Genomic DNA, 19208 nt, shown 5'->3' with positions numbered 1-19208 from the left:
ATGGCAAAAGATTCACCGATCCAGTTCAAAGGCACGACGCTGAAGATCATTCAGGCGCAACTGCGCACCACCGACCCCGCCAAGCTGCACCAGGCCCTCGCCGAATTGACCGGCAACAGCCCGGACTTTTTCGAGAACGAGTTGTCGGTGCTCGATTTCAGCCAGGCCGAGGCTTTGCCGGCGGCCGCGGACTGGCCGGGCATCGTCCAGTTGCTGCGCAATTCCGGGCTGAACGCCGTGGCCACCCGCGGCCTGCCCGAGGCCCTGGCGAGCGCCGCCGCCGAGGCCGGCCTGCCGACCATCGGCGCCGATGCGCTGGGCCGGCCGCGCGCCAAGGCGGAAGCCCCCGAACCGACGCCCGCTCCGCCCCCTGCCCCGGTCGCCGCCCCAGCGCCCGAAGCCGCAGCGCGCACCGTCACCCTCGACAAGCCGCTGCGCTCCGGCCAGCGTTTCTATGCCAAAGGCAGCGACCTGATCGTGATGGCCATGGTCAGCGCCGGCGCCGAAGTGATCGCCGATGGCAACATCCACGTCTATGCCCCGCTGCGCGGCCGCGCCCTGGCCGGCGCCAGCGGCGACAAGACGGCGCGCATCTTCACGACCAGCCTGGAGGCCGAACTGGTTTCGGTGGCCGGGCTGTACCGCACTTTTGAGGCCGGCGTACCGGCCGAACTGGCCCGCCAGCCGGCCACCGTCAGCCTGCTCGAGGACGGCGGCGAGGCCCGCCTGAACATCGCGCCCCTGGCGCTTCGATAAACCCATTCCTATAAAACCCAGCGAGAAATCACCGTGACCAGAATCGTCGTCGTAACTTCGGGCAAAGGCGGGGTCGGCAAGACCACCACCAGCGCCAGCTTCTCCACCGGCCTCGCCCAGCGTGGCTTCAAGACGGCCGTCATCGACTTCGACGTCGGCCTGCGCAACCTCGACCTGATCATGGGCTGCGAGCGCCGCGTCGTTTATGACCTGATCAACGTCATCAACGGCGAAGCGACGCTGACCCAGGCCCTGATCAAGGACAAGCACACCGACAACCTCTATGTGCTGCCGGCATCGCAGACCCGCGACAAGGATGCGCTGACCGAAGAGGGCGTCGAAAAAGTGCTGAAGGAACTGGAACACCAGGGCTTCGAGTACATCGTCTGCGACTCCCCGGCCGGTATCGAATCCGGCGCCGTGATGGCCCTGACTTTCGCCGACGAGGCCCTGGTCGTGACCAATCCGGAAGTCTCCTCGGTGCGCGACTCCGACCGCATCCTCGGCATCCTGCAGGCCAAGTCGCGGCGTTCCATCGAAGGCCGCGACCCGGTCAAGGAACACCTGCTCATCACCCGCTACAACCCGACCCGCGTCGAAGCCGGCGAAATGCTCTCCTACAAGGACATCCAGGAAATCCTGCGGGTGCCCATCATCGGCGTCATCCCGGAATCGGAAGAAGTCCTGCAGGCCTCCAACCAAGGCTCGCCGGTCATCCACCAGAAGGAAACCGACGCCGCCGAGGCCTATCACGACGTGGTCGGCCGCTTCCTCGGCGAGGACAAGCCGCTGCGCTTCGTGGACTACGTCAAGCCGGGCCTGCTGAAGCGCCTGTTCGGAGGCAAATGACATGTCCTGGCTCCAGAAACTGTTCGGCAACCAGCCGAAAACCGCCCAGGTCGCCAAGGAGCGCCTGCAGCTGATCATCGCCCATGAGCGCGATGGCGGCGGCAGCAGCGTCAATTTCCTGCCCGACCTGCAGCGCGAACTGATCGCCGTGATCTCCAAGTACGTCAAGGTGAACACCGAGGACATCCGCGTTTCCCTGGAAAAGCAGGGCAACTACGAGGTTCTCGAAGTCAATATCGTTCTTCCCGAAAAGGCCTGAGGCGGCTAGCATCGGGGCATCCCGCCGCGAGGAAACCCCGATGCCCGCCCTGCTCAAACCCAGCGAACTGGTCCGCCAGCTCTCCGAACACGTGATCGGCCAGGAGGCGGCCAAGAAGACGCTGGCCGTCGCCATCTACGCCCATTTCCGGCGCATGGCGGCCAGCCCCAGTCTCGACAGCGTCGAACTGACCAAGAGCAACATCCTGCTGATCGGCCCGACCGGCACCGGCAAGACCCTGCTCTGCGAAACCCTGGCCCGCATTCTCGACCTGCCCTTCGTCACCGCCGACGCCACCTCGCTCGCCCAGACGCAGTTCGTCGGCGACGAGATCGAGGCCATCCTCCACCGCCTGCTCGACCGCGCCGGCGGCGACCTGGCGCTGGCCCAGCGCGGCATCGTCTTCGTCGACGAGGTCGACAAGCTGAAGGCGGTCGGTGGCGACCAGCGCGGCACCTCCGGCGAAAGCGTCCAGCACGCGCTGCTCAAGATCATGGAAGGGGCGCCGGTCCGCCTCAAGGACGGCCGCCACATCGACACCACCCACATCCTGTTCATCTGCGGCGGCGCCTTCGTCGGCCTCGAGAACATCCTGACCAAGACCCACAGCTTCGGCTTCATCTCGACTGGCAGCGGCGACGACCAGCAGATCCTCGAACGCCTGAATGCCCGCATCAAGCCCACCGACTTGCTCGAATTCGGCCTGATCCCCGAATTCGCCGGCCGCCTGCCGATCGTCGCCCGCCTGCAGGACCTCTCGCTGGAAATGCTGATCCGCATCATGACCGAGCCGAAAAACGCCATCGCCAAACAGTTCGCCGCCATGCTGCGGAGCGACGGCGTCGAATTGCGCATCGAGGCCGAGGTCTATCACCAGATTGCCGAACTGGCGATCGAGTACAAGGCAGGGGCGCGCAGCCTGCGCGGCATTTTCGAAGAGATGATGACCGACGTGCTCTATGCCGTGCCGGACAATCCGGCGATCCGCCAGGTGACCATCCGCTCGCTGTTCGAGCCGGCCGAATTGACACTGGGCAGCCCGTAAAGCATGGCTTCCGTTCGCGCCAACGGCATCCGCCTCGAATACGAAAGTTTCGGCCCCGAGCGCGCCCCGGCCATCCTGCTGATCATGGGCCTGGGCGGCCAGATGACGCGCTGGAACCTTGAGCTCTGCGAGCTGCTGGTCGCCCGCGGCTACCGGGTGATCCGCTTCGACAACCGCGACAGCGGCCTGTCCAGCCACTTCGACGATACCCCGGTCCCCAACCTGCGCGCCCTGCAGCGCGGCGAGCCGGTCGCCGTGCCCTACACGCTGGACGACATGGCCGCCGACAGCATCGGCCTGCTCGACGCGCTCGACATCGAACGCGCCCACGTGGTCGGCGCCTCGATGGGCGGCGCCATCGCCCAGATCGCCGCCGCGCGCTATCCGGCGCGCGTGCGGTCGCTGACCAGCATCATGTCGAGCAGCGGCAACCCGGCCCTGCCGTCCTCGACACCGGCTGCCGCCACGGCGCTGTTCGCCCCCCTGCCCCGCCAGCGCGACCGGGAAAGCATCGTCGCCGACAGCATGGCGCGTTACGCGACGCTGGAAAGCCCGGCCTACCCCACCGAACGTGAACGCCTGCGCCGGATGTTCGCCACCGAATACGACCGCAATTTCGATCCGCGCGGCGTCGGCCGCCAGCTCGCGGCGATCATCGCCAGCGGCGACCGCCGCCCGCTGCTGCAAACCATCACGGCGCCCACCGTCGTCGTGCACGGCGCCGCCGACCAGTTGATCCCGGCCGCCTGCGGCGAGGATGTCGCCCGCCACATCGCGGGCGCCGAACTGCGCCTGATCGCCGGCATGGGCCACGATTTCCCGGTCGCCCTCAGCGCCGTGATCGCCGACGCCATCTGTGCCGCCGCCGGGCGCGCCTGAAAGCCAATGAGCGGCGGCAAACCCTGGTTTCTCTATCTGATCGAGTGCACCGACGGCAGCATCTACACCGGCATCGCGGTGGATGTCGCCGCCCGCTACGCCGCCCACCTCAACGGCAGCGGCGCCCGCTACACGCGCTCGCACCCGCCCCTGCGGCTGCTGGCCTGCGAGGCATATGCCGACCGTTCGGCGGCCTCGAAGGCGGAATACCGGGTCAAGCAGCTCAGCCCGGCACAAAAACGGGCCTTGGCGGCACAGCTGGCAGCGGGCGAATTGGCGACGACGCCGGCCGGCTGATCTCGCTCAAACCAGCCGGTGCGGCGCCTCGGCGAAGTACTGGTAGATCGCCTGCTCGACCTCGGCGTCGATCATCATCTCCGGGTGTTTGCCCCGCGGACAAGCCAGGCGCGGCGTGGTACCAAAGAGGCGGCAAACCAGCGGCCGTTCGGCGTACACCTGACAGCCGGCGGGGCCAAGGTGCGGGCAGCTCCAGTCGGCCAGCGCGGCGGCGTGTACCGCGGCGCTGCGCACCGGCAAACGGGCCATTTCCTCGCTGGAGGCGGTGACCGGGCCACAGCAGTCGTGGCAGCCCGGTTCGCAAACGAAACTCGGAATCTGCCGGCGGAAAAAGCGCACCTTTTGGCTATTCTCACTCATGTCGGCCGCTTTCCGTGATGCCAAGCGTCAGGCGGCAGCAGCGCGCGCCTGGGCCTTGGCCAGCTTTTGCGCATACCTGACGAAATCGAGGTTGCCTTCCTTGCCCAGCGCGACGGCCCGCTGTTCGATGGTGGACCAGCAGGGCACATAGGCGGGATCGCGAAAGGCGAAAACGATGTGGTTGCCGTCGTTGGAGACGGGCAGGACCAGGGTGTTCGGACCGAACACCGTGCGGATCATCTCGAGATGGGCCAGCCGCTGCTCTTCTTCGCCGGCCAGGTTGGCCACCATCAGGCCATTTTCGGCCAGCGCTCCGCACACGTCGGCGTAGAAGTCGCGGCGGCTTACCGAATCGGGAAAGCCGTGGCGATCGAAGGCATCCATCATGATCACCGCCGGCCGCTCCGGACAGTTGGCCACATAGGCCGCGGCATCGCCGAGGATCACCCGGAAACGTTCGTCGTCCGCCGGAATGCTGAACTGTTCGCGGAAGGCCAGGACATGGGGATTAACCTCGACGACCCGGATCTGTGCCGCCGGCAGCCGCCGGTAGCAGTACTTGGCGAGCGAGCCGCCGCCCAGGCCGAGCATCAGGATGTTGTCCGGCGGCTGCTCCATGAAGAGCAGGAAACTCATCATTTTCCGAGTGTAGAGCAGTTCGAGATCGAAAGGCCGCTTCAGGCGCATCGCGCTCTGCGCGTAGTGCAGCGAGAAGTAGAGGGTCCGCGCATAGCCATCGTCGATGACGAAGGGCTTGTCGTAGACGCCATGAATGACCTGATCGAGCAGGGCCTGGCGATCGGCGTCGCCCGGCTCGAGCATTTTGACGACGCCGCAATCGACCGCGAACGGGCTGGGCAGCTCGATGAAGGGGGTACAGGTAGAAGCTTCCATGGGACTGGCTATCGGGGGTGGGCGGCGCGCAGCACGCTGAGGATGCCGCGCATGATCTCGATCGGCTCGGGCGGGCAACCGGACACCGTCAAATCGACCGGGATCACCTCGGCAACGCTGCCCAGGGTGGCGTAGCTGGCCCCGAAGATGCCGCCGGTGCAGGCGCAATCGCCGACGGCGACGACCAGCTTGGGTTCCGGCGTGGCATCGTAGGTCCGCTTCAGGGCAACCGCCATGTGGCGGGAAACCGGACCGGTGACCAGCAACAAGTCGGCGTGCCGGGGACTGGCCACGAACTTGATGCCCAGCCCTTCAAGGTTGTAATAGGGGTTGTTCAGGGCATGGATTTCCAGCTCGCAGCCATTGCACGAGCCGGCATCGACCTGGCGGATGGCCAGTGCCCGGCCGAGGACGTCGAGTATTTCCTGCTGCAGGCGGCTCGGCACCCGGCTGTCGTGATCGAGCGCCGGCACCGGGGGCGCTTCCGTGCAAATGCCGTTGCGGGCAATCTGATAAAGGATTTTCAGCATCAGCGATCGTGCCCCGAATAACTGAGGTTGAAGGATTTGTTGATCAGCGGGAAATCAGGAACGATATTCCCCATCACCGCGTGTTCGAGCACCGGCCAGTTCTGCCACGACGGGTCGTGGCAATGGCAGCGGCGAATCTGGTCGCCCTCGGTTTCCAGGGCGACGAAGACCTCGCCCCGCCAGCCCTCGATCCAGCCGGCCCCGCGGCCGGCGCCAGCGGACTCGGCAAGCGCCACCGTGACTTCGCCCGGCGGCAACTGGACGACAAAGCCGCGGATCAGGCGCAGGGACTCAAGGACTTCCTCGAAACGCACGGTGACGCGGGCGGCAACATCGCCATTGCGATGGCTGGCCATGCGGACTTCCAGGTCGCCATAGGGCGCCATCGGGAAGCCGGCGCGCAGGTCGATCGCCATGCCGCTCGCCCGCCCGGCCATGCCGGCTAGCCCGAGTTGTGCCGCCAGTTGCGGCGTGACGCGGCCGGTGGTGATGAAACGGTCCTGCAGCCCGGCATGGTTCTCATAGATGGCGCGCAGGGTTTTGACTTCCTTCTCGATGGCGTTGCACTGGGCGAGGATGGACCCAATGCCGGAAGCCTCGAGATCGACGGCGACGCCCCCAGGCACGATGCAATCCATCATGAAGCGATGGCCGAACAGGCTCTTGTTCAGTCGCAGCCAGTCCTCCTTGAGCCGCATGAACTGGGCGAGGCCAAAGGCGAAGGCGGCGTCATTGCCGAGGGCGCCGAGGTCGCCGAGGTGATTGGCCACCCGCTCGCGCTCCAGCATCAGGGCGCGCAGCCAGGCGGCACGCGGCGGCGGTTCGGTGCCGCGGATCGACTCCAGCGCCATGCAATAGGCCCAGGCAAAGGCCACCGTCGAATCGCCGGATACCCGGCCGGCCAGACGATGTCCCTCGCCGGCGGCAAATTTCTCGAAACGCTTGTCGATGCCCTTGTGCTTGTAGCCGAGACGCTCTTCCAGACGCAGCACCTTCTCGCCAACCACGGAAAAACGGAAATGCCCGGGCTCGATGATCCCGGCATGGACCGGGCCGACAGCAATTTCATGCACGCCCTCGCCCTCGACCCGGACGAAGGGATAGTCGCCGGCCGCCAGCTCGGCAAAGCTTTCCTCGCCGCTCGCCGTGTGGCGCAGCGGAAAATAGTCGTCCGCCCAGGCCCCATGGTTGAGCCAGGGACGGCCGGGTTCTTCGGCATCGCTGACGACGCCGAGCAGGTCGGCGACCGCCCGTTGCATCCGCCCGGCACAGGGAAACAGACCGGTGAGGTCGGGAAAGCGCGATTGCGCACCGGCCAGAGGCAGGTCAAGCCAGAGCATGCCCTCGCCTGTGGCATAGGCGGCCGAGACCACGTACTGGCCGTGGCGGTCACTGCCCCACAGGCTGACCAGACGGCCGCCGGCTTCGACGACAGTGCGCGCCGCCGCCAGCCAGTCGTCGGCGGCGCACTGGCCGCGCCAGATCGGCAGCGGCGTGGGCAGGCGTTGCAGATCGCTGAACAGTTCGGCAAATTGCATGACTCAACCTCCTCCGATCAGGCGGGCGGCCTGTTGGTACCAGGCATTGAGGTAAGGCGGAATGTACAAGCCAAGCATCAAGCCGAGCCCGAGGTGCAGGAAGACCGGGATCAAGGCCGGCGGGTGGGCCAGCGGCTTCAGTTCGGTGGCGCCGAAAACCATCGGCTGGACGCGGCTGAAGACGGCGGCGAAGGCCACCCCGAGCGCGAGAAGCAGGAAGGGCGTGGCCCACGGCTGATCGCGCATGGCCGTGGTCAGGATCAGGAATTCGCTGGCGAAAACGCCGAACGGCGGCATGCCGAGGATGGCCAGCGAACCGAGCATCAGCCCCCAGCCAACGGTCGGGCTGACCTTCAGCAGGCCGCGGATGTCGTCCATGATCTGCGTCCCGGCTTTTTGAGTAGCGTGGCCGACTGCGAAGAAGATCGCCGACTTGATCAGCGAATGCACGGTCATGTGCAGCAGGCCGGCGAAATTGGCGATCGGGCCGCCCATCCCGAAGGCGAAGGTCATCAGCCCCATGTGCTCGATCGAGGAGTAGGCGAACATGCGCTTGACGTCCTTCTGGCGGGACAGGAAGAAGGCCGCGGCGACGACTGAGAGCAGGCCGAAACCGATCATCAGGTTGCCGGCGAAGGGGCTATGCAGCGCGCCGTCGGTCAGCACCTTGCAGCGCAGCACGGCATAGAGCGCGACATTGAGCAGCAGGCCGGAGAGCACCGCCGAGATCGGTGTCGGGCCTTCGGCATGGGCGTCGGGCAGCCAGTTATGGACCGGCACCAGGCCGACCTTGGTACCGTAGCCGAGGAGCAGGAAAACGAAGGCCAGCGAGATGATGGCCGGATTGAGCTGGGTCTTGACGGCATCGAGGTTCGTCCACAGCAGGGCATCGACGCCGTCGGGAATCACGCGATCGGCCGCCATGTAGAGCAGTATGGTGCCGAACAGGGCCTGGGCGATGCCGACGCCGCACAGGATGAAGTATTTCCAGGCGGCTTCCAGGCTGGCTGGGGTGCGGTAGACCGAGACAAGCAGCACGGTGGTCAGGGTCGCCGCTTCCATGGCCACCCAGAGGATGCCCAGGTTGTTGGTGGTCAGGGCGAGCAGCATGGTGAAGGCGAAGAACTGGTACATGCTGTGATAGAGCCGCATGCGGCCCGGCGTCATCTTGCCGTGATCCTGCTCGACGCGCATGTAGGGACGCGAGAAAATGGCCGTGGTCAGCCCGACGAAGGCGGTCAGGGTGACCAGGAAGACATTCAGCGGATCGATGAAGAACTGCTTGTCGAGGGCGAACAGCGAACCCTGGGCGATGACGTCCATGGTCAGGATGATGGCGGCGATGAAGCTGCCCAGGCTGAACAGCACATTGACGTCGCGGGCGTAGTCGCGATGCCCGACGAAGGCCAGGACCAGGCCACCGGCGAGCGGGATGCCGAAAACGAAGGGAAGCGCATCCATGGGTTCAGTCTTCCTTGAGTTTTTCGAGGTGGCTGATGTCCAGACTGTCGAACTGTTCCCTGATCTGGAACATGAAGACGCCGAGAATCAGGATGCCGACCAGCACGTCGAGGGCGATGCCCAACTCGACGACCATCGGCATGCCGTAGGTCGCCGACGTCGCCGCGAAGAACAGCGCGTTTTCCATGGCCAGGAAGCCGATCACCTGCGGCACGGCCTTGGCCCGGGTGATCATCATCAGGAAGGAGAGCAGGACGCAGGCCAGCGCGATGCCGAGGGTGCCGCGCGAGACGGTTTCCGAAAAGCGGGCGATCGGCAGCGAGACGTTGAAGGCGAAGACGACGAGGACGATGCCGACGATCATCAGGGTCGGGATGTTGAACAGGGTTTCGATGTCCCAGCGCACGTTCAGGCGAGCGATTAGCCGGTGCAGCAGGTAGGGAATCAGGAAGACCTTGAGGGCCAGGGTCAGGCCGGCCGAGTAGTAGAGATGCGGCTGATGGGTGACGTAGGCGACCACCGTCGTCGCCCCGACCACGGCCAGCCCTTGCAGGGTGAACAGGTGGATCAGGGTCAGTATCCGGCGCTGCGAGAGCATGGCGAAGGCCAGCATCAGGATGCTGGCAGCGAACAGATTGATCAGTTGGGCGACCAGCGTGTTCATCAGACCCCCAGCAGGAAGTGGACCAGCATGCCGATCACGGCCAGCAGGAAGGCCGTGGCGAGGAATTCGGGGACGCGGAAGATGCGCATCTTGGCCGACAGCGCTTCGATCAAGGCCAGCAGGCAGCCGCCGATCGCCAGCTTGAGGACAAGGACCGGGAGTGCCAGGATCATTGCCAACGGATTCGCCGCCTCGGCGATCCCCCACGGGAAAAACAAGGCCAGGCCCATGCAGGAATAGGCGAAGAGCTTCAGGGCGGCGGCCCATTCGAGCAGCGCCAGATGGCGTCCCGAATATTCGAGGATCAGCGCCTCGTGAATCATCGTCAGCTCGAGGTGGGTGGCCGGATTGTCCACCGGCACCCGGGCGTTTTCGGCGAAGGATACGAAGGTGAAGGCGATGCCGGCGAAGGCCAGGCTAGGATAGATCGCGAATTCCCGGTGGGCCAGATTTTCGACGATGCTCGGCAGGGCCGTCGACTGGCTGATCAGCGAGGCGGTGAACAGCACGGTGAGCAGGGCGGGCTCGGCCAGGAAGCCGATCAGCATCTCGCGCCGCGCCCCCAGGCTACCGAAGGCGGTGCCGATATCCATCGCCGCCAACGAGATGAAGACCCGGGCCACCGCGAAGAGGCCGACCAGGGCGATGGCGTCAGCCGCCGTGGCGAGCGGCAGTTCGATCGACAGGGTCGGGATGATGGCGCAGGCGAGCACCATGCAGCCGAAGACGATGTACGGCGCGACCCGGAACAGCGAGGAAGCATGCTCGGCGAGCACCGACTCCTTGTGGAAGAGCTTGTGCAGCATGCGATAGGGCTGCAGCAGTCCCGGACCCGACTTGTTCTGCAACCAGGCACGCCACTGATTGACCCAGCCCATCAACAGCGGCGCCAGGACGAGGGCGGCCAGGATGGCCAGCGTTTGCGAGAGCAGGCCCGAGAGTGTCATCGTTGCACCAGGAAGAGCATGAAGAGCAGCGTCAGGAAGCTGTAGAGCAGGTAGATCGAAATCCTGCCCTGCTGCAGGCGCCCGACCTGGCTAGCCAGCCGCTCGATGAGACGGGCGATCGGCAGATACAACCAGGGCCAGAAGTGATCGCTGACAATGACCTTGTAGAAGGGCAGGCGATCGAAGGCGCTCGGCAAGTGGCGATCGAGCCGGAAGAAAGGCTCGAAAATCTGCCGTATCGGCTGACCGAAACCCTCGGCCGTATCCTGCATGCGTGCCGTCTGCCATTGATAGCCGCAATCCCAGGCCGGGGTCCGACGCAGGCGACCGTGGTAGAGCTTACGTACCAGCCCGAAAGCCAGCAGGCAACCGCCGGCAATGCCAAGCAGGAAGAGCAGCGGCGCAAAACTGGCCCGCTCGACGGAACTCGGCGCCAACAGCAGCCAGCCGGTTTCACTGGCCTGCTGACCGAGCCCGAAGCCGACCAGGGCCATGGTAACCGGGTTGATCAGATGCAGCAGCAGGTTCGGCAGCAAGCCGAGCGCGACACACCAGACGGCCAGCCAGAGCATCCCGATCTTTTCCCAGAGACCGGCGTCATGCGCCTCCCTGAGCTTGTCCTCCCGCGGCTGGCCGAGGAATACGACGCCGAAGAACTTCACCATGGCATAACCGGCGAGCGCGGCAATCAGGGCGATGGCCGCGGCAACGATGGGAATGAACATGTTGAGGAAGGGATCGGGCAAGCCGGGGGTAAACAGAAAACTCTGCAGCAGCAGCCATTCCGCAACGAAGCCGGAGAACGGCGGCAGGCCGGAACTGGCGAAGACCCCGACCAGCACCAGCCAGGTTACCCAGGGCATGTAGCGGATCAGGCCGCCGAGGCGCCCGAGGTTGCGCTCGCCGGTGGCATGCAGCACCGAGCCGGTACCGAGAAACAGCAGGCTCTTGAAGAAGGCATGGCTGGCGACGTGGTAGAGCGCGGCGGTCAGCGCCAGCGCCGCCAGGCTGCCCATGCCGTAAGCCTTGAAAATCAGGGCCAGGCCGATGCCGGCCAGCAGCAGCCCGATATTTTCGATCGACGAGTAGGCGAGCAGGCGCTTCATGTCGCTCTGCACCGTGGCGAAAACGACGCCGAAGAGGGCCGTCGCCAGGCCGAGGGCAAGCAGGGTGGCGCCCCACCACCAGAGCTGCAGGTGGAGCAGATCGAACGAAACCCGGAGCAGTCCGTAGATGGCGGTCTTCAGCATCACCCCGCTCATCAGCGCCGAGACCGGCGACGGTGCCGCCGGGTGCGCTTCCGGCAACCAGATGTGGAGCGGCAGCATGCCGGCCTTGGCGCCGAAGCCGAGGACGGCGAGCAGGAAGGCGGCCGAGGCCCAGAAGGGATCGAGCGACTGGGCGCGCATGTTGGCGAAGGTGTAATCGCCGGTATTGGCCTGCAGTACGCCGAAACAAAGCAGGATCGCGATCGCCCCGATGTGGGCGATCAGCAGGTAGAGGAAGCCGGCCTGGCGGATCTCCGGAACCTTGTGATTGGCCGTGACCAGGAAGAAGGAGCTGAGCGCCATGGTTTCCCAGGCGACCATGAAGGCGTAGGCATCGTCGGCCAGTACGACGAGCACCATGCTGGCCAGGAACAGGTGGTATTCGAGGCAAAGCAGGCCGGGTGGCGTGCCCTCACCCTTGCGGAAATAGCCGGCGGCGAATACCGAGATGCCGGCCCCGACGGCGCCGATGATCAGCAGAAAGAATGCGGCCAGGCTGTCGAAACGCAGGTGGAAGGGCAGTTGCGGCAGGCCGATCGGCAGGATGGCGACCTCGGGCGTGCCGCCGACGCCTTGCAGGCCGGCATAGGCGACCAGCAGGCAGGTCATGCCGCCGAGCGGAAAGAGCACGCGCGCGACGAAGGCGAACTGGCGCAGGGCCAGCACCCCGGCCAGGCCGATCGCCAGCCAGGCGACGACCGCGAACAGCACCCAGTCGATGGCCAGCCAGGTCAGCATGACCAGTCCCGGCACCCACCACGTTTTTCAGGCCATGCCATCAACGTCCCCCCAGGGCGAAAACGGTTTTCCCCAATTTTTTGAAAACTCGGGTCGCTATCAAGCACCAGCGGCAGTTCACGCGAGAGCCGACGGCTCACTGCAGGATGGGACTTTTTCTCTTCGCCCATGATATGCCTCAGAACCCTGTCCGGGAGTGGCGAAACGACAAATAGCGCAGTCCGGCAGCGCCCCGCGTTGGCAGAACCCGTCAGATTTTCCGACAGCGACATCCGTCCCCCCTGTGGCAAAGCCGGTCCGGCGGTTCAAACGAAAAGCCCCCGGCCGGACCCAACCCATGAAAAAATCATTGAATTCTTCTTTCGTTAGAATTATATTAAATTCAACTTATATTGCAATTACCATTTGATTAACATGCAGCACAAGGACTGGTGATGGAAAGCCGTACTGCCCGCCTGACCATTCTGATCGATCCCGAGAAGAAGCGGCTCTTTGAGGAAATCTGCGTCGAGCAGGATCTGACGCCCTCGCAGGTCGTCCGAAAACTGGTGCACCAGTACACCGTCACCAACGCCGGGGGCCGCGAGTTGCCCGAATGGCTGACAGCCGGCAACCCGCGCGGTGACGACAAGTGATCCCCGTGGCTTCCCCTTCCACTTCCAGGACATGCCGATGCAATTGATCGCCCGGGTTACCCTGCGCCGCCACGAGATGGGCGATGCCGGGGATGAAATCAGTCATGCCGGCGCGGCGAGATCGGTCGCGATCTTCCGGATCGTCGGGCAATCGCCGGACAAGGCCTTGAAGGTACTGAACCAGGAAATCTCGACCCATGCCGAGCCCCTGGTCGCCCTCGCAGTAGACTCCAGTGCCCCGACGGCGGCGCAGCAAAAAGTCTATGAGACCGTGCAAGCCGCCTGCCATCGCCAGTCAGTCCCCGTCCTGACCTGCGGCGGCGACCCCGGAAAACTCGCCCCGCCGCCCCTGGCAGGCTATGCGCCCGAGCCATGGTTTCCCTCGATTGCCAGCATGGTGCTCGAATTCGGCGAGGGCGATCTGCGCCTTGGCGGACGGAAGGCGGCGACCAGAGGCTGAGCACCGCGTTCGTCCCAGAGCAAAAAAAGGGGGCCCGAAGGCCCCGAAAGGATAGAGACGACGGCTTTGCTGTTCTCCGAAGTCTCTCCCGCAGAGTGATCAGTGCGCCGAAGCGGCGGCAGCCCCCAGCCCGGTCTGGGCGCGGATGTACTGCTCCTCGAAGGCCTCGGCCTCCTTGACGGCACGGGCGCTCTTGTCGGTGACCGAACCGAGCCAGGTAACCAGGAAGGCGGCGGTCATCGAGATGATTGCCGGGTGGTCGTAGGGGAAGATGGCCTGGGCGTTGCCCAGCACCTTGACCCAGACGGCCGGCGACAGGATGACCAGGCCGACGGCGGAAACCAGGCCGGCGATGCCGCCCCACAGTGCGCCACGCGTCGTCAGGCCCTTCCAGTACATCGACAGGATCAGGATGGGGAAATTGACCGAGGCGGCGACGCCGAAGGTCAGCGCAACCAGGAAGGCGATGTTCTGGTCCCGGAAGAGCAGGCCGAGCAGGATGGCGACGATGCCGATACCGACTGAGGCGATCTTGGTGACGCGCATTTCCTGTTCGCTGGTCGCCGTGTTCTTCTTGATCACCCGGGCATAGAGGTCATGGGCGATCGCGGAAGCGCCGGCCAGGGCCAGACCCGAAACCACGGCGAGGATGGTGGCGAAGGCGACGGCCGACAGGAAGCCGAGGAAGATATCGCCGCCGACTGCCTTGGCGAGGTGCATGACCGGCATGTTGCCGCCGCCGATCAGCTTGCCGCCGACGACGCCACCCTCGAAGAACTGCGGATCCTGGCCGACGATGACGATGGCCGAGACGCCGAGGATGATCACCACCAGGAAGAAGAAACCGATGAAGCCGGTCGCGTAGAACACCGACTTGCGGGCCTCCTTGGCGTTGGGCACGGTGAAGAAGCGCATCATGATGTGCGGCAGGCCGGCCGTGCCGAAGAGCAGAGCCAGCGACAGCGAGACGGCGGAGATCGGATCAGCCATCAACGAGCCCGGCGCCATGATCTTGATACCGGTCTTGTGCGCAGCGACGGCCTGGGTGAACAGGTTGTCGAAGGAGAAGCCGAACTTGGCGAACGCCAGGATCATGAGCAGCGTGCCGCCGCCGAGCAGCAGGCAGGCCTTGATGATCTGCACCCAGGTCGTCGCGACCATGCCGCCGAAGGTCACATAGACCATCATCAGCAGGCCGACGGCGATCACCGCGTAGGTGTATTCCAGCCCGAAGAGCAGCTGGATCAGCTGGCCGGCACCGACCATCTGCACGATCAGGTAGAAGCAGACCACGGTCAGCGAGCCGAAAGCGGCAAAAGTGCGGATGCGGTTCTGGTCGAGGCGGTAGGAGGCGATGTCGGCGAAGGTGAATTTGCCGAGATTGCGCAGCCGTTCGGCCATCAGGAACAGGATGATCGGCCAGCCGACGAAGAAGCTGATGGTGTAGATGAAACCATCGAAGCCCTTGGCATAGACCAGCGAGGTCAGGCCGAGCAGGGTCGCTGCCGACATGTAGTCGCCGGCGATGGCCAGGCCGTTCTGGAAGCCGGTAATGCCGCCGCCGGCAGTGTAGAAGTCGGCGGTCGACTTGGTGCGGGCCGAGGCCCAGTAGGTGATGCCGAGGGTACACAGCACGAAGACCATGAACATGGCGATGGCGCTGACGTTGATCGGCTGTTTCTGGACGCCTTCAAGGGCGCCCGGGGCGGCGATCGCGGCAAAGGCGACGAGGCAGCCGGCGACGAGGGCTAGCAGGGAGCGCTTCATTTGGCCGACTCCTTGAGGATCTGCTCGTTGAGCGAGTCAAACTCGCTATTGGCACGACTGATGTAGATGCCGGTGGTCAGCCAGGAGCCGACGACCAGCACGACGCCGATCGGCCAGCCGAGGGTGATGATGTTGCCGTCGCTGATCGGCTGGGCGAGCCAGGCCGGGTTGAAGGCGGTGATCATCATGAAGGTGTAGTACGGCACCAGCACGACGAGGGAGAGGATGATGGCGAAGCGCGTGCGCTTGCCGACCATTTCGGCAAATTTCGGATTGCTCCGGATCCTTGCCTGGATATTGGGTTGGGACATGATTCCTCCAGAGACTACATGTGGGTCAAAACTAGGGTTTTGCCGTTCTCGTGTTTATCGTTATTCGGCCGCCGGGTCGCCTCAATGCGCGAAAGGTCGCCCGCCGGTCCGCAATGCCTTACATGTTCGGATAAGTCGGCCCACCGCCACCTTCCGGCACCGTCCAGTTGATGTTCTGGGTCGGGTCCTTGATGTCGCAGGTCTTGCAGTGCAGGCAGTTCTGCCCGTTGATCTGCAGCCGGGGCTGGCCTTCTTCCTCGCCGAGGATTTCGTACACCCCGGCCGGGCAGTAACGGGTTTCCGGGGCGCCGTACTTGGCGTAATTGACGCTGATCGCGACCGAGGCATCCTTCAGGCGCAGGTGCGTCTGCTGGTTTTCCTCGTGGTTGGTCGCCGAGAGGAAGACCGAGGACAGGCGGTCGAAAGTCAGCTGGCCGTCCGGCTTCGGATAGGCGATTTTCGGATGGGCGTTCTTGTCGCCCAACTGGCTGTGATCGTCGTGGTGATGCATCGTCCACGGCGCCTTGCCCTTGAAGACATAGGTGTCGATCGCGCCGTAAGCCAGTGCGCCCCACAAGCCCCACTTGAAGGCCGGGCGGATGTTGCGGACCTTGTAGAGCTCGTCCCACAGCCACGACTTCTTGATCTGCTCGGCGTACTCGGTGGCTTCCGCCCCGGCGTTATCCTTGAACAGATGCTCGAAGACCGCTTCGGCGGCAACCATGCCCGACTTCATCGCCATGTGCGTGCCCTTGATCTTCGGCACGTTCAGGAAGCCGGCGGTGTCGCCGATCAGCAGGCCGCCCGGGAAGGTCAGCTTGGGCACCGACTGGTAGCCGCCTTCCGACAGCGCGCGGGCGCCGTAGGAAATGCGCCGGCCGCCTTCGAAGAAGCCGCGGATCGCCGGATGCGTCTTGTAGCGCTGGAATTCCTCGTAGGGCGACAACCAGGGATTCTTGTAGTCGAGGCCGACGACCATGCCCACCGCCACCAGGTTGTTTTCCAGATGGTAGAGGAAGGAGCCGCCGTAGGTGTCGCTCTGCAGCGGCCAGCCGACGCTATGGACGATCAGCCCCGGCTGGTGCTTGGCCGGGTCGATTTCCCAGAGTTCCTTGATGCCGATGCCGTAGGTTTGCGGATCGACGCCGTCCCGCAGCTGGAACTGACTGAACAGCGTTTTGGTCAGCGAACCGCGGCAGCCTTCGGCGAAAATGGTCTGGCGGGCATGCAGTTCCATGCCGGGCTGAAAGTTGTGGCCGGGCTGGCCATCCTTGCCGATGCCGAGATCGCCGGTGGCGACGCCCTTGACCGAGCCGTCCTCGTGATAGAGCACTTCGGCGGCAGCGAAGCCGGGGTAAATCTCGACACCCAGTGCCTCGGCCTGCTCGCCCAGCCAGCGGGCCAGATTGCCCAGGCTGATGATGTAGTTGCCATGGTTGCCCATTTGCGGCGGCGTCGGCAGTTTGTGAGCGCCCGCTTCGGTCAGGAACAGCAGGCGGTCTTCACCGGCCGGCGTGTTAAGCGGCGCGCCGCGTTCCTGCCAGTCGGGAATCAGCTCGGCCAGGGCATGCGGTTCGAGCACGGCGCCGGACAGGATATGGGCGCCGATTTCCGAGCCTTTTTCGAGCAGGCAGACCGAGACTTCCTTGCCCGCCTGTTCCGCCAACTGCTTGATGCGGATCGCCGCGGACAGCCCCGAAGGGCCGCCGCCGACAATCACGACATCGTATTCCATCGCCTCGCGATCGGTACGCATGATCGTGCTCAGAACAGGTTTTCGGCCAGGCCGAAGACCGACTCGCTGCCGCCGGTGATTTCGGCGGCGTAGGCGGTGGCGAACGGCAGCTGGTGAGCGGCGAAATAGCTCGCCGTGGCCAGCTTGGCCTGGTAGAAGTCGTCGCTGCTGCCGGCGGCCAGGTGCTTGACGGCAATCGCCGCCGACTTGGCCATCAGCCAGCCGCCGACCACGATGCCGGTCAGCTTGAGGAAAGGCACCGAACCGGCATGGACCGCCTGCGGATTGGCTTCGTAGGTGGCGAGAATCCACTCGGCGGCCTTGCTCAGCGCGGCGATGCCATTCTTCAGGTTGCTAGCGATGCCGGCCAATGCGGCCTGGCCTTCGAGTTCCTGGGCGGTGGCCGACATTTCGGCAATCAGCGCCTTCATCGCGGCACCCGGCACCTTTTCGCGGGCCAGCTTGCGGCCGACCAGGTCATTGGCCTGGATCGCCGTCGTCCCTTCGTAAATGGTGGTGATGCGCGAATCGCGGTAGTACTGGCCGGCTCCGGTTTCCTCGACGAAGCCGACGCCGCCGAAGACCTGCAAAGCGGTCGAGGTCAGCTCGACGCCCTGCTCCGTGCTCCAGCCCTTGACCACCGGCGTCAGCAGGTCGACGCGAGTCTGGGCGGCGGCATCTCCGGCATGGGCGCGGTCGATGTTGGCTGCAGTGTAATAGGCCAGGGTGCGCATGGCTTCGGTGCGCGACTTGATGTCGATCAGCATGCGGCGCACGTCCGGGTGATGCAGGATGGGCTTCTTGATGCCCGACTTGTCGCCGACCGGGGCGCCCTGGACGCGTTCGCGGGCGTACCACAGGGCGTGCTGGTAGGCGCGCTCGGCGATGCCGACGCCTTCGAGGCCGACATTGACGCGGGCGTGGTTCATCATCGTGAACATGTAGCCGATGCCCTTGTTCTCTTCGCCGATCAGGTAGCCGACGGCGCCTTCGTTCTCGCCGTAGGACATGACCGCGGTCGGGCTGCCGTGGATGCCGAGCTTGTGTTCGATGGAAGCGCAGATCAGGTCGTTGCGCTTGCCCAGCGAACCGTCGGCATTGACCAGGAATTTCGGCACCAGGAACAGCGAGATGCCCTTCAGTCCCGGCGGGGCGTCGGGCAGGCGGGCCAGCACGAGGTGAATGATGTTCTCGGCGACGTCGTGTTCGCCCCAGGTGATGAAGATCTTGGTGCCGCTGACCAGGTAAGTGCCGTCGCCGACGGCCTTGGCCTTGGAAGAAATGGCGGCCAGATCGGAGCCGGCATTCGGCTCGGTCAGGTTCATGGTGCCGGTCCAGGTGCCTTCGACCATCTTCGGCAGGTACTTCTGCTTGAGTTCGTCGGAGGCGTGGTGGGCGATGGCTTCGATGGCGCCGCCGGTCAGCATCGGGCACAGGCCGAAGGCCATGTTGGCGCCCTTCCACATTTCGTTGACCGCCATCGAGACGACGGCGGGCAGGCCCTGGCCGCCGTATTCCGGCGAGAAGGGCATGGAATTCCAGCCGGTTTCGGAGAACAGCTGGTAGGCCTCCTTGAAGCCGGGGGCGGTGGTCACCACGCCATCCTTGCAGACGTGGCCGGTACGGTCGCCGACGCGGTTGATCGGGTCGAGGACGCCGGTGGCGAACTTGGCGGCTTCGTCGAGAATGGACTCGACGAGATCGACGGAACATTCCTCGTTGCCGGGCAGCGCGCAGATCTCTTCGAGACCGGCGACTTCGTTGAGGACGAACTGCATGTCGCGAATCGGGGCGATATAGGTGCTCATGGGTTTA

Annotated in this window: 20 protein-coding genes; 8 read left to right on the top strand and 12 right to left on the bottom strand. The window is 64.8% G+C overall.

Annotated elements, in window-relative coordinates; genetic code table 11:
* From minC to NQE15_RS01730, 6 genes are read left to right on the top strand one after another with little or no spacing between them, the layout of a single operon-like run.
* Positions 1 to 756, top strand: a complete 756-nt coding sequence (gene minC / locus NQE15_RS01755) for a septum site-determining protein MinC (protein ID WP_265945974.1) — start codon at positions 1 to 3, stop codon at positions 754 to 756.
* Positions 757 to 789: 33 nt separating this feature from the next.
* Entirely contained in the window at positions 790 to 1605 is an 816-nt protein-coding gene (gene minD / locus NQE15_RS01750; RefSeq protein WP_265945972.1) for a septum site-determining protein MinD, read from the top strand.
* Position 1606: 1 nt separating this feature from the next.
* Positions 1607 to 1864, top strand: a complete 258-nt coding sequence (minE, locus tag NQE15_RS01745) for a cell division topological specificity factor MinE (protein ID WP_265945970.1) — start codon at positions 1607 to 1609, stop codon at positions 1862 to 1864.
* Positions 1865 to 1904: 40 nt separating this feature from the next.
* Positions 1905 to 2909 carry an ATP-dependent Clp protease ATP-binding subunit ClpX gene (gene clpX, locus NQE15_RS01740; protein ID WP_265945968.1) on the top strand — a complete coding sequence of 335 codons (1005 nt, stop codon included), beginning with the start codon at positions 1905 to 1907 and terminating at the stop codon, positions 2907 to 2909.
* Positions 2910 to 2912: 3 nt separating this feature from the next.
* Entirely contained in the window at positions 2913 to 3788 is an 876-nt protein-coding gene (locus NQE15_RS01735) for an alpha/beta fold hydrolase (RefSeq protein WP_265945967.1), read from the top strand.
* A gap of 6 nt (positions 3789 to 3794) precedes the next feature.
* A complete protein-coding gene (locus NQE15_RS01730; protein ID WP_265945965.1) occupies positions 3795 to 4085 on the top strand; it encodes a GIY-YIG nuclease family protein in 291 nt (96 codons plus the stop codon).
* A gap of 6 nt (positions 4086 to 4091) precedes the next feature.
* Here the strand turns inward: NQE15_RS01730 and NQE15_RS01725 are convergent, their stop codons facing one another.
* Genes NQE15_RS01725 through hyfB form a run of 8 tightly spaced genes read right to left on the bottom strand, consistent with a single transcriptional unit; the run spans position 4092 to position 12485 of the window.
* A complete protein-coding gene (locus tag NQE15_RS01725) occupies positions 4092 to 4445 on the bottom strand; it encodes a YkgJ family cysteine cluster protein (RefSeq protein ID WP_265945963.1) in 354 nt (117 codons plus the stop codon).
* Positions 4446 to 4472: 27 nt separating this feature from the next.
* Positions 4473 to 5339, bottom strand: a complete 867-nt coding sequence (locus tag NQE15_RS01720) for a spermidine synthase-like protein (RefSeq protein ID WP_265945961.1) — start codon at positions 5337 to 5339, stop codon at positions 4473 to 4475.
* An 8-nt stretch (positions 5340 to 5347) separates the two neighbouring features.
* Complete coding sequence (locus tag NQE15_RS01715; RefSeq protein ID WP_265945959.1) at positions 5348 to 5869, bottom strand: NADH-quinone oxidoreductase subunit B family protein; 522 nt, start codon at positions 5867 to 5869, stop codon at positions 5348 to 5350.
* Entirely contained in the window at positions 5869 to 7407 is a 1539-nt protein-coding gene (locus NQE15_RS01710; RefSeq protein ID WP_265945957.1) for an NADH-quinone oxidoreductase subunit C, read from the bottom strand. Before NQE15_RS01710 ends, NQE15_RS01715 begins: the two co-directional genes overlap by 1 nt.
* Before the next feature lie 3 nt (positions 7408 to 7410).
* Entirely contained in the window at positions 7411 to 8868 is a 1458-nt protein-coding gene (locus NQE15_RS01705) for a hydrogenase 4 subunit F (protein WP_265945955.1), read from the bottom strand.
* A 4-nt stretch (positions 8869 to 8872) separates the two neighbouring features.
* Complete coding sequence (locus NQE15_RS01700; protein WP_265945953.1) at positions 8873 to 9532, bottom strand: formate hydrogenlyase; 660 nt, start codon at positions 9530 to 9532, stop codon at positions 8873 to 8875.
* On the bottom strand, positions 9532 to 10479 hold the full coding sequence (locus NQE15_RS01695; protein WP_265945951.1) for a respiratory chain complex I subunit 1 family protein: 948 nt from the start codon (positions 10477 to 10479) through the stop codon (positions 9532 to 9534). The genes NQE15_RS01700 and NQE15_RS01695 overlap by 1 nt, the downstream gene beginning before the upstream one ends.
* The gene (gene hyfB, locus NQE15_RS01690; protein ID WP_265945949.1) at positions 10476 to 12485 is read right to left on the bottom strand and encodes a hydrogenase 4 subunit B; all 2010 of its coding nucleotides are present in this window, start codon (positions 12483 to 12485) and stop codon (positions 10476 to 10478) included. The genes NQE15_RS01695 and hyfB overlap by 4 nt, the downstream gene beginning before the upstream one ends.
* A 434-nt stretch (positions 12486 to 12919) precedes the next feature.
* On the opposite strand from hyfB, the gene NQE15_RS01685 reads away from it, so the two are divergent.
* Entirely contained in the window at positions 12920 to 13120 is a 201-nt protein-coding gene (locus NQE15_RS01685; protein WP_265945948.1) for a CopG family transcriptional regulator, read from the top strand.
* A 37-nt stretch (positions 13121 to 13157) separates the two neighbouring features.
* Complete coding sequence (locus NQE15_RS01680; RefSeq protein WP_265945946.1) at positions 13158 to 13580, top strand: hypothetical protein; 423 nt, start codon at positions 13158 to 13160, stop codon at positions 13578 to 13580.
* A 99-nt stretch (positions 13581 to 13679) separates the two neighbouring features.
* Here NQE15_RS01680 and NQE15_RS01675 read toward each other — a convergent pair whose 3' ends face one another.
* The 4 genes from NQE15_RS01675 to NQE15_RS01660 form a co-directional block, all read right to left on the bottom strand.
* Positions 13680 to 15347 carry a cation acetate symporter gene (locus NQE15_RS01675; protein ID WP_265945944.1) on the bottom strand — a complete coding sequence of 556 codons (1668 nt, stop codon included), beginning with the start codon at positions 15345 to 15347 and terminating at the stop codon, positions 13680 to 13682.
* Positions 15344 to 15658: a DUF485 domain-containing protein gene (locus NQE15_RS01670; protein ID WP_265945942.1), complete on the bottom strand. Its 315-nt coding sequence runs from the start codon at positions 15656 to 15658 to the stop codon at positions 15344 to 15346. The genes NQE15_RS01675 and NQE15_RS01670 overlap by 4 nt, the downstream gene beginning before the upstream one ends.
* Before the next feature lie 118 nt (positions 15659 to 15776).
* Complete coding sequence (locus tag NQE15_RS01665; RefSeq protein WP_265945940.1) at positions 15777 to 17414, bottom strand: electron transfer flavoprotein-ubiquinone oxidoreductase; 1638 nt, start codon at positions 17412 to 17414, stop codon at positions 15777 to 15779.
* A gap of 8 nt (positions 17415 to 17422) precedes the next feature.
* Positions 17423 to 19201 carry an acyl-CoA dehydrogenase C-terminal domain-containing protein gene (locus tag NQE15_RS01660; protein ID WP_265945939.1) on the bottom strand — a complete coding sequence of 593 codons (1779 nt, stop codon included), beginning with the start codon at positions 19199 to 19201 and terminating at the stop codon, positions 17423 to 17425.
* Positions 19202 to 19208: the final 7 nt, after the last annotated feature.

The sequence above is a fragment of the Dechloromonas sp. A34 genome (assembly GCF_026261605.1).
Classification (GTDB): Bacteria; Pseudomonadota; Gammaproteobacteria; order Burkholderiales; family Rhodocyclaceae; genus Azonexus.
This window is presented reverse-complemented; position numbering and strand designations above follow the sequence as displayed.

Excerpts from the sequence above, each read along its gene's own strand:
- minC (WP_265945974.1), top strand. The coding sequence starts at position 1 with ATGGCAAAAGATTCACCGATCCAGTTCAAAGGCACGACGCTGAAGATC.
- minE (WP_265945970.1), top strand. The coding sequence starts at position 1,607 with ATGTCCTGGCTCCAGAAACTGTTCGGCAACCAGCCGAAAACCGCCCAG.
- clpX (WP_265945968.1), top strand. The coding sequence starts at position 1,905 with ATGCCCGCCCTGCTCAAACCCAGCGAACTGGTCCGCCAGCTCTCCGAA.
- NQE15_RS01735 (WP_265945967.1), top strand. The coding sequence starts at position 2,913 with ATGGCTTCCGTTCGCGCCAACGGCATCCGCCTCGAATACGAAAGTTTC.
- NQE15_RS01730 (WP_265945965.1), top strand. The coding sequence starts at position 3,795 with ATGAGCGGCGGCAAACCCTGGTTTCTCTATCTGATCGAGTGCACCGAC.
- NQE15_RS01725 (WP_265945963.1), bottom strand. The coding sequence starts at position 4,445 with ATGAGTGAGAATAGCCAAAAGGTGCGCTTTTTCCGCCGGCAGATTCCG.
- NQE15_RS01720 (WP_265945961.1), bottom strand. The coding sequence starts at position 5,339 with ATGGAAGCTTCTACCTGTACCCCCTTCATCGAGCTGCCCAGCCCGTTC.
- NQE15_RS01715 (WP_265945959.1), bottom strand. The coding sequence starts at position 5,869 with ATGCTGAAAATCCTTTATCAGATTGCCCGCAACGGCATTTGCACGGAA.
- NQE15_RS01710 (WP_265945957.1), bottom strand. The coding sequence starts at position 7,407 with ATGCAATTTGCCGAACTGTTCAGCGATCTGCAACGCCTGCCCACGCCG.
- NQE15_RS01705 (WP_265945955.1), bottom strand. The coding sequence starts at position 8,868 with ATGGATGCGCTTCCCTTCGTTTTCGGCATCCCGCTCGCCGGTGGCCTG.
- NQE15_RS01700 (WP_265945953.1), bottom strand. The coding sequence starts at position 9,532 with ATGAACACGCTGGTCGCCCAACTGATCAATCTGTTCGCTGCCAGCATC.
- NQE15_RS01695 (WP_265945951.1), bottom strand. The coding sequence starts at position 10,479 with ATGACACTCTCGGGCCTGCTCTCGCAAACGCTGGCCATCCTGGCCGCC.
- hyfB (WP_265945949.1), bottom strand. The coding sequence starts at position 12,485 with ATGCTGACCTGGCTGGCCATCGACTGGGTGCTGTTCGCGGTCGTCGCC.
- NQE15_RS01685 (WP_265945948.1), top strand. The coding sequence starts at position 12,920 with ATGGAAAGCCGTACTGCCCGCCTGACCATTCTGATCGATCCCGAGAAG.
- NQE15_RS01680 (WP_265945946.1), top strand. The coding sequence starts at position 13,158 with ATGCAATTGATCGCCCGGGTTACCCTGCGCCGCCACGAGATGGGCGAT.
- NQE15_RS01675 (WP_265945944.1), bottom strand. The coding sequence starts at position 15,347 with ATGAAGCGCTCCCTGCTAGCCCTCGTCGCCGGCTGCCTCGTCGCCTTT.
- NQE15_RS01670 (WP_265945942.1), bottom strand. The coding sequence starts at position 15,658 with ATGTCCCAACCCAATATCCAGGCAAGGATCCGGAGCAATCCGAAATTT.
- NQE15_RS01665 (WP_265945940.1), bottom strand. The coding sequence starts at position 17,414 with ATGCGTACCGATCGCGAGGCGATGGAATACGATGTCGTGATTGTCGGC.
- NQE15_RS01660 (WP_265945939.1), bottom strand. The coding sequence starts at position 19,201 with ATGAGCACCTATATCGCCCCGATTCGCGACATGCAGTTCGTCCTCAAC.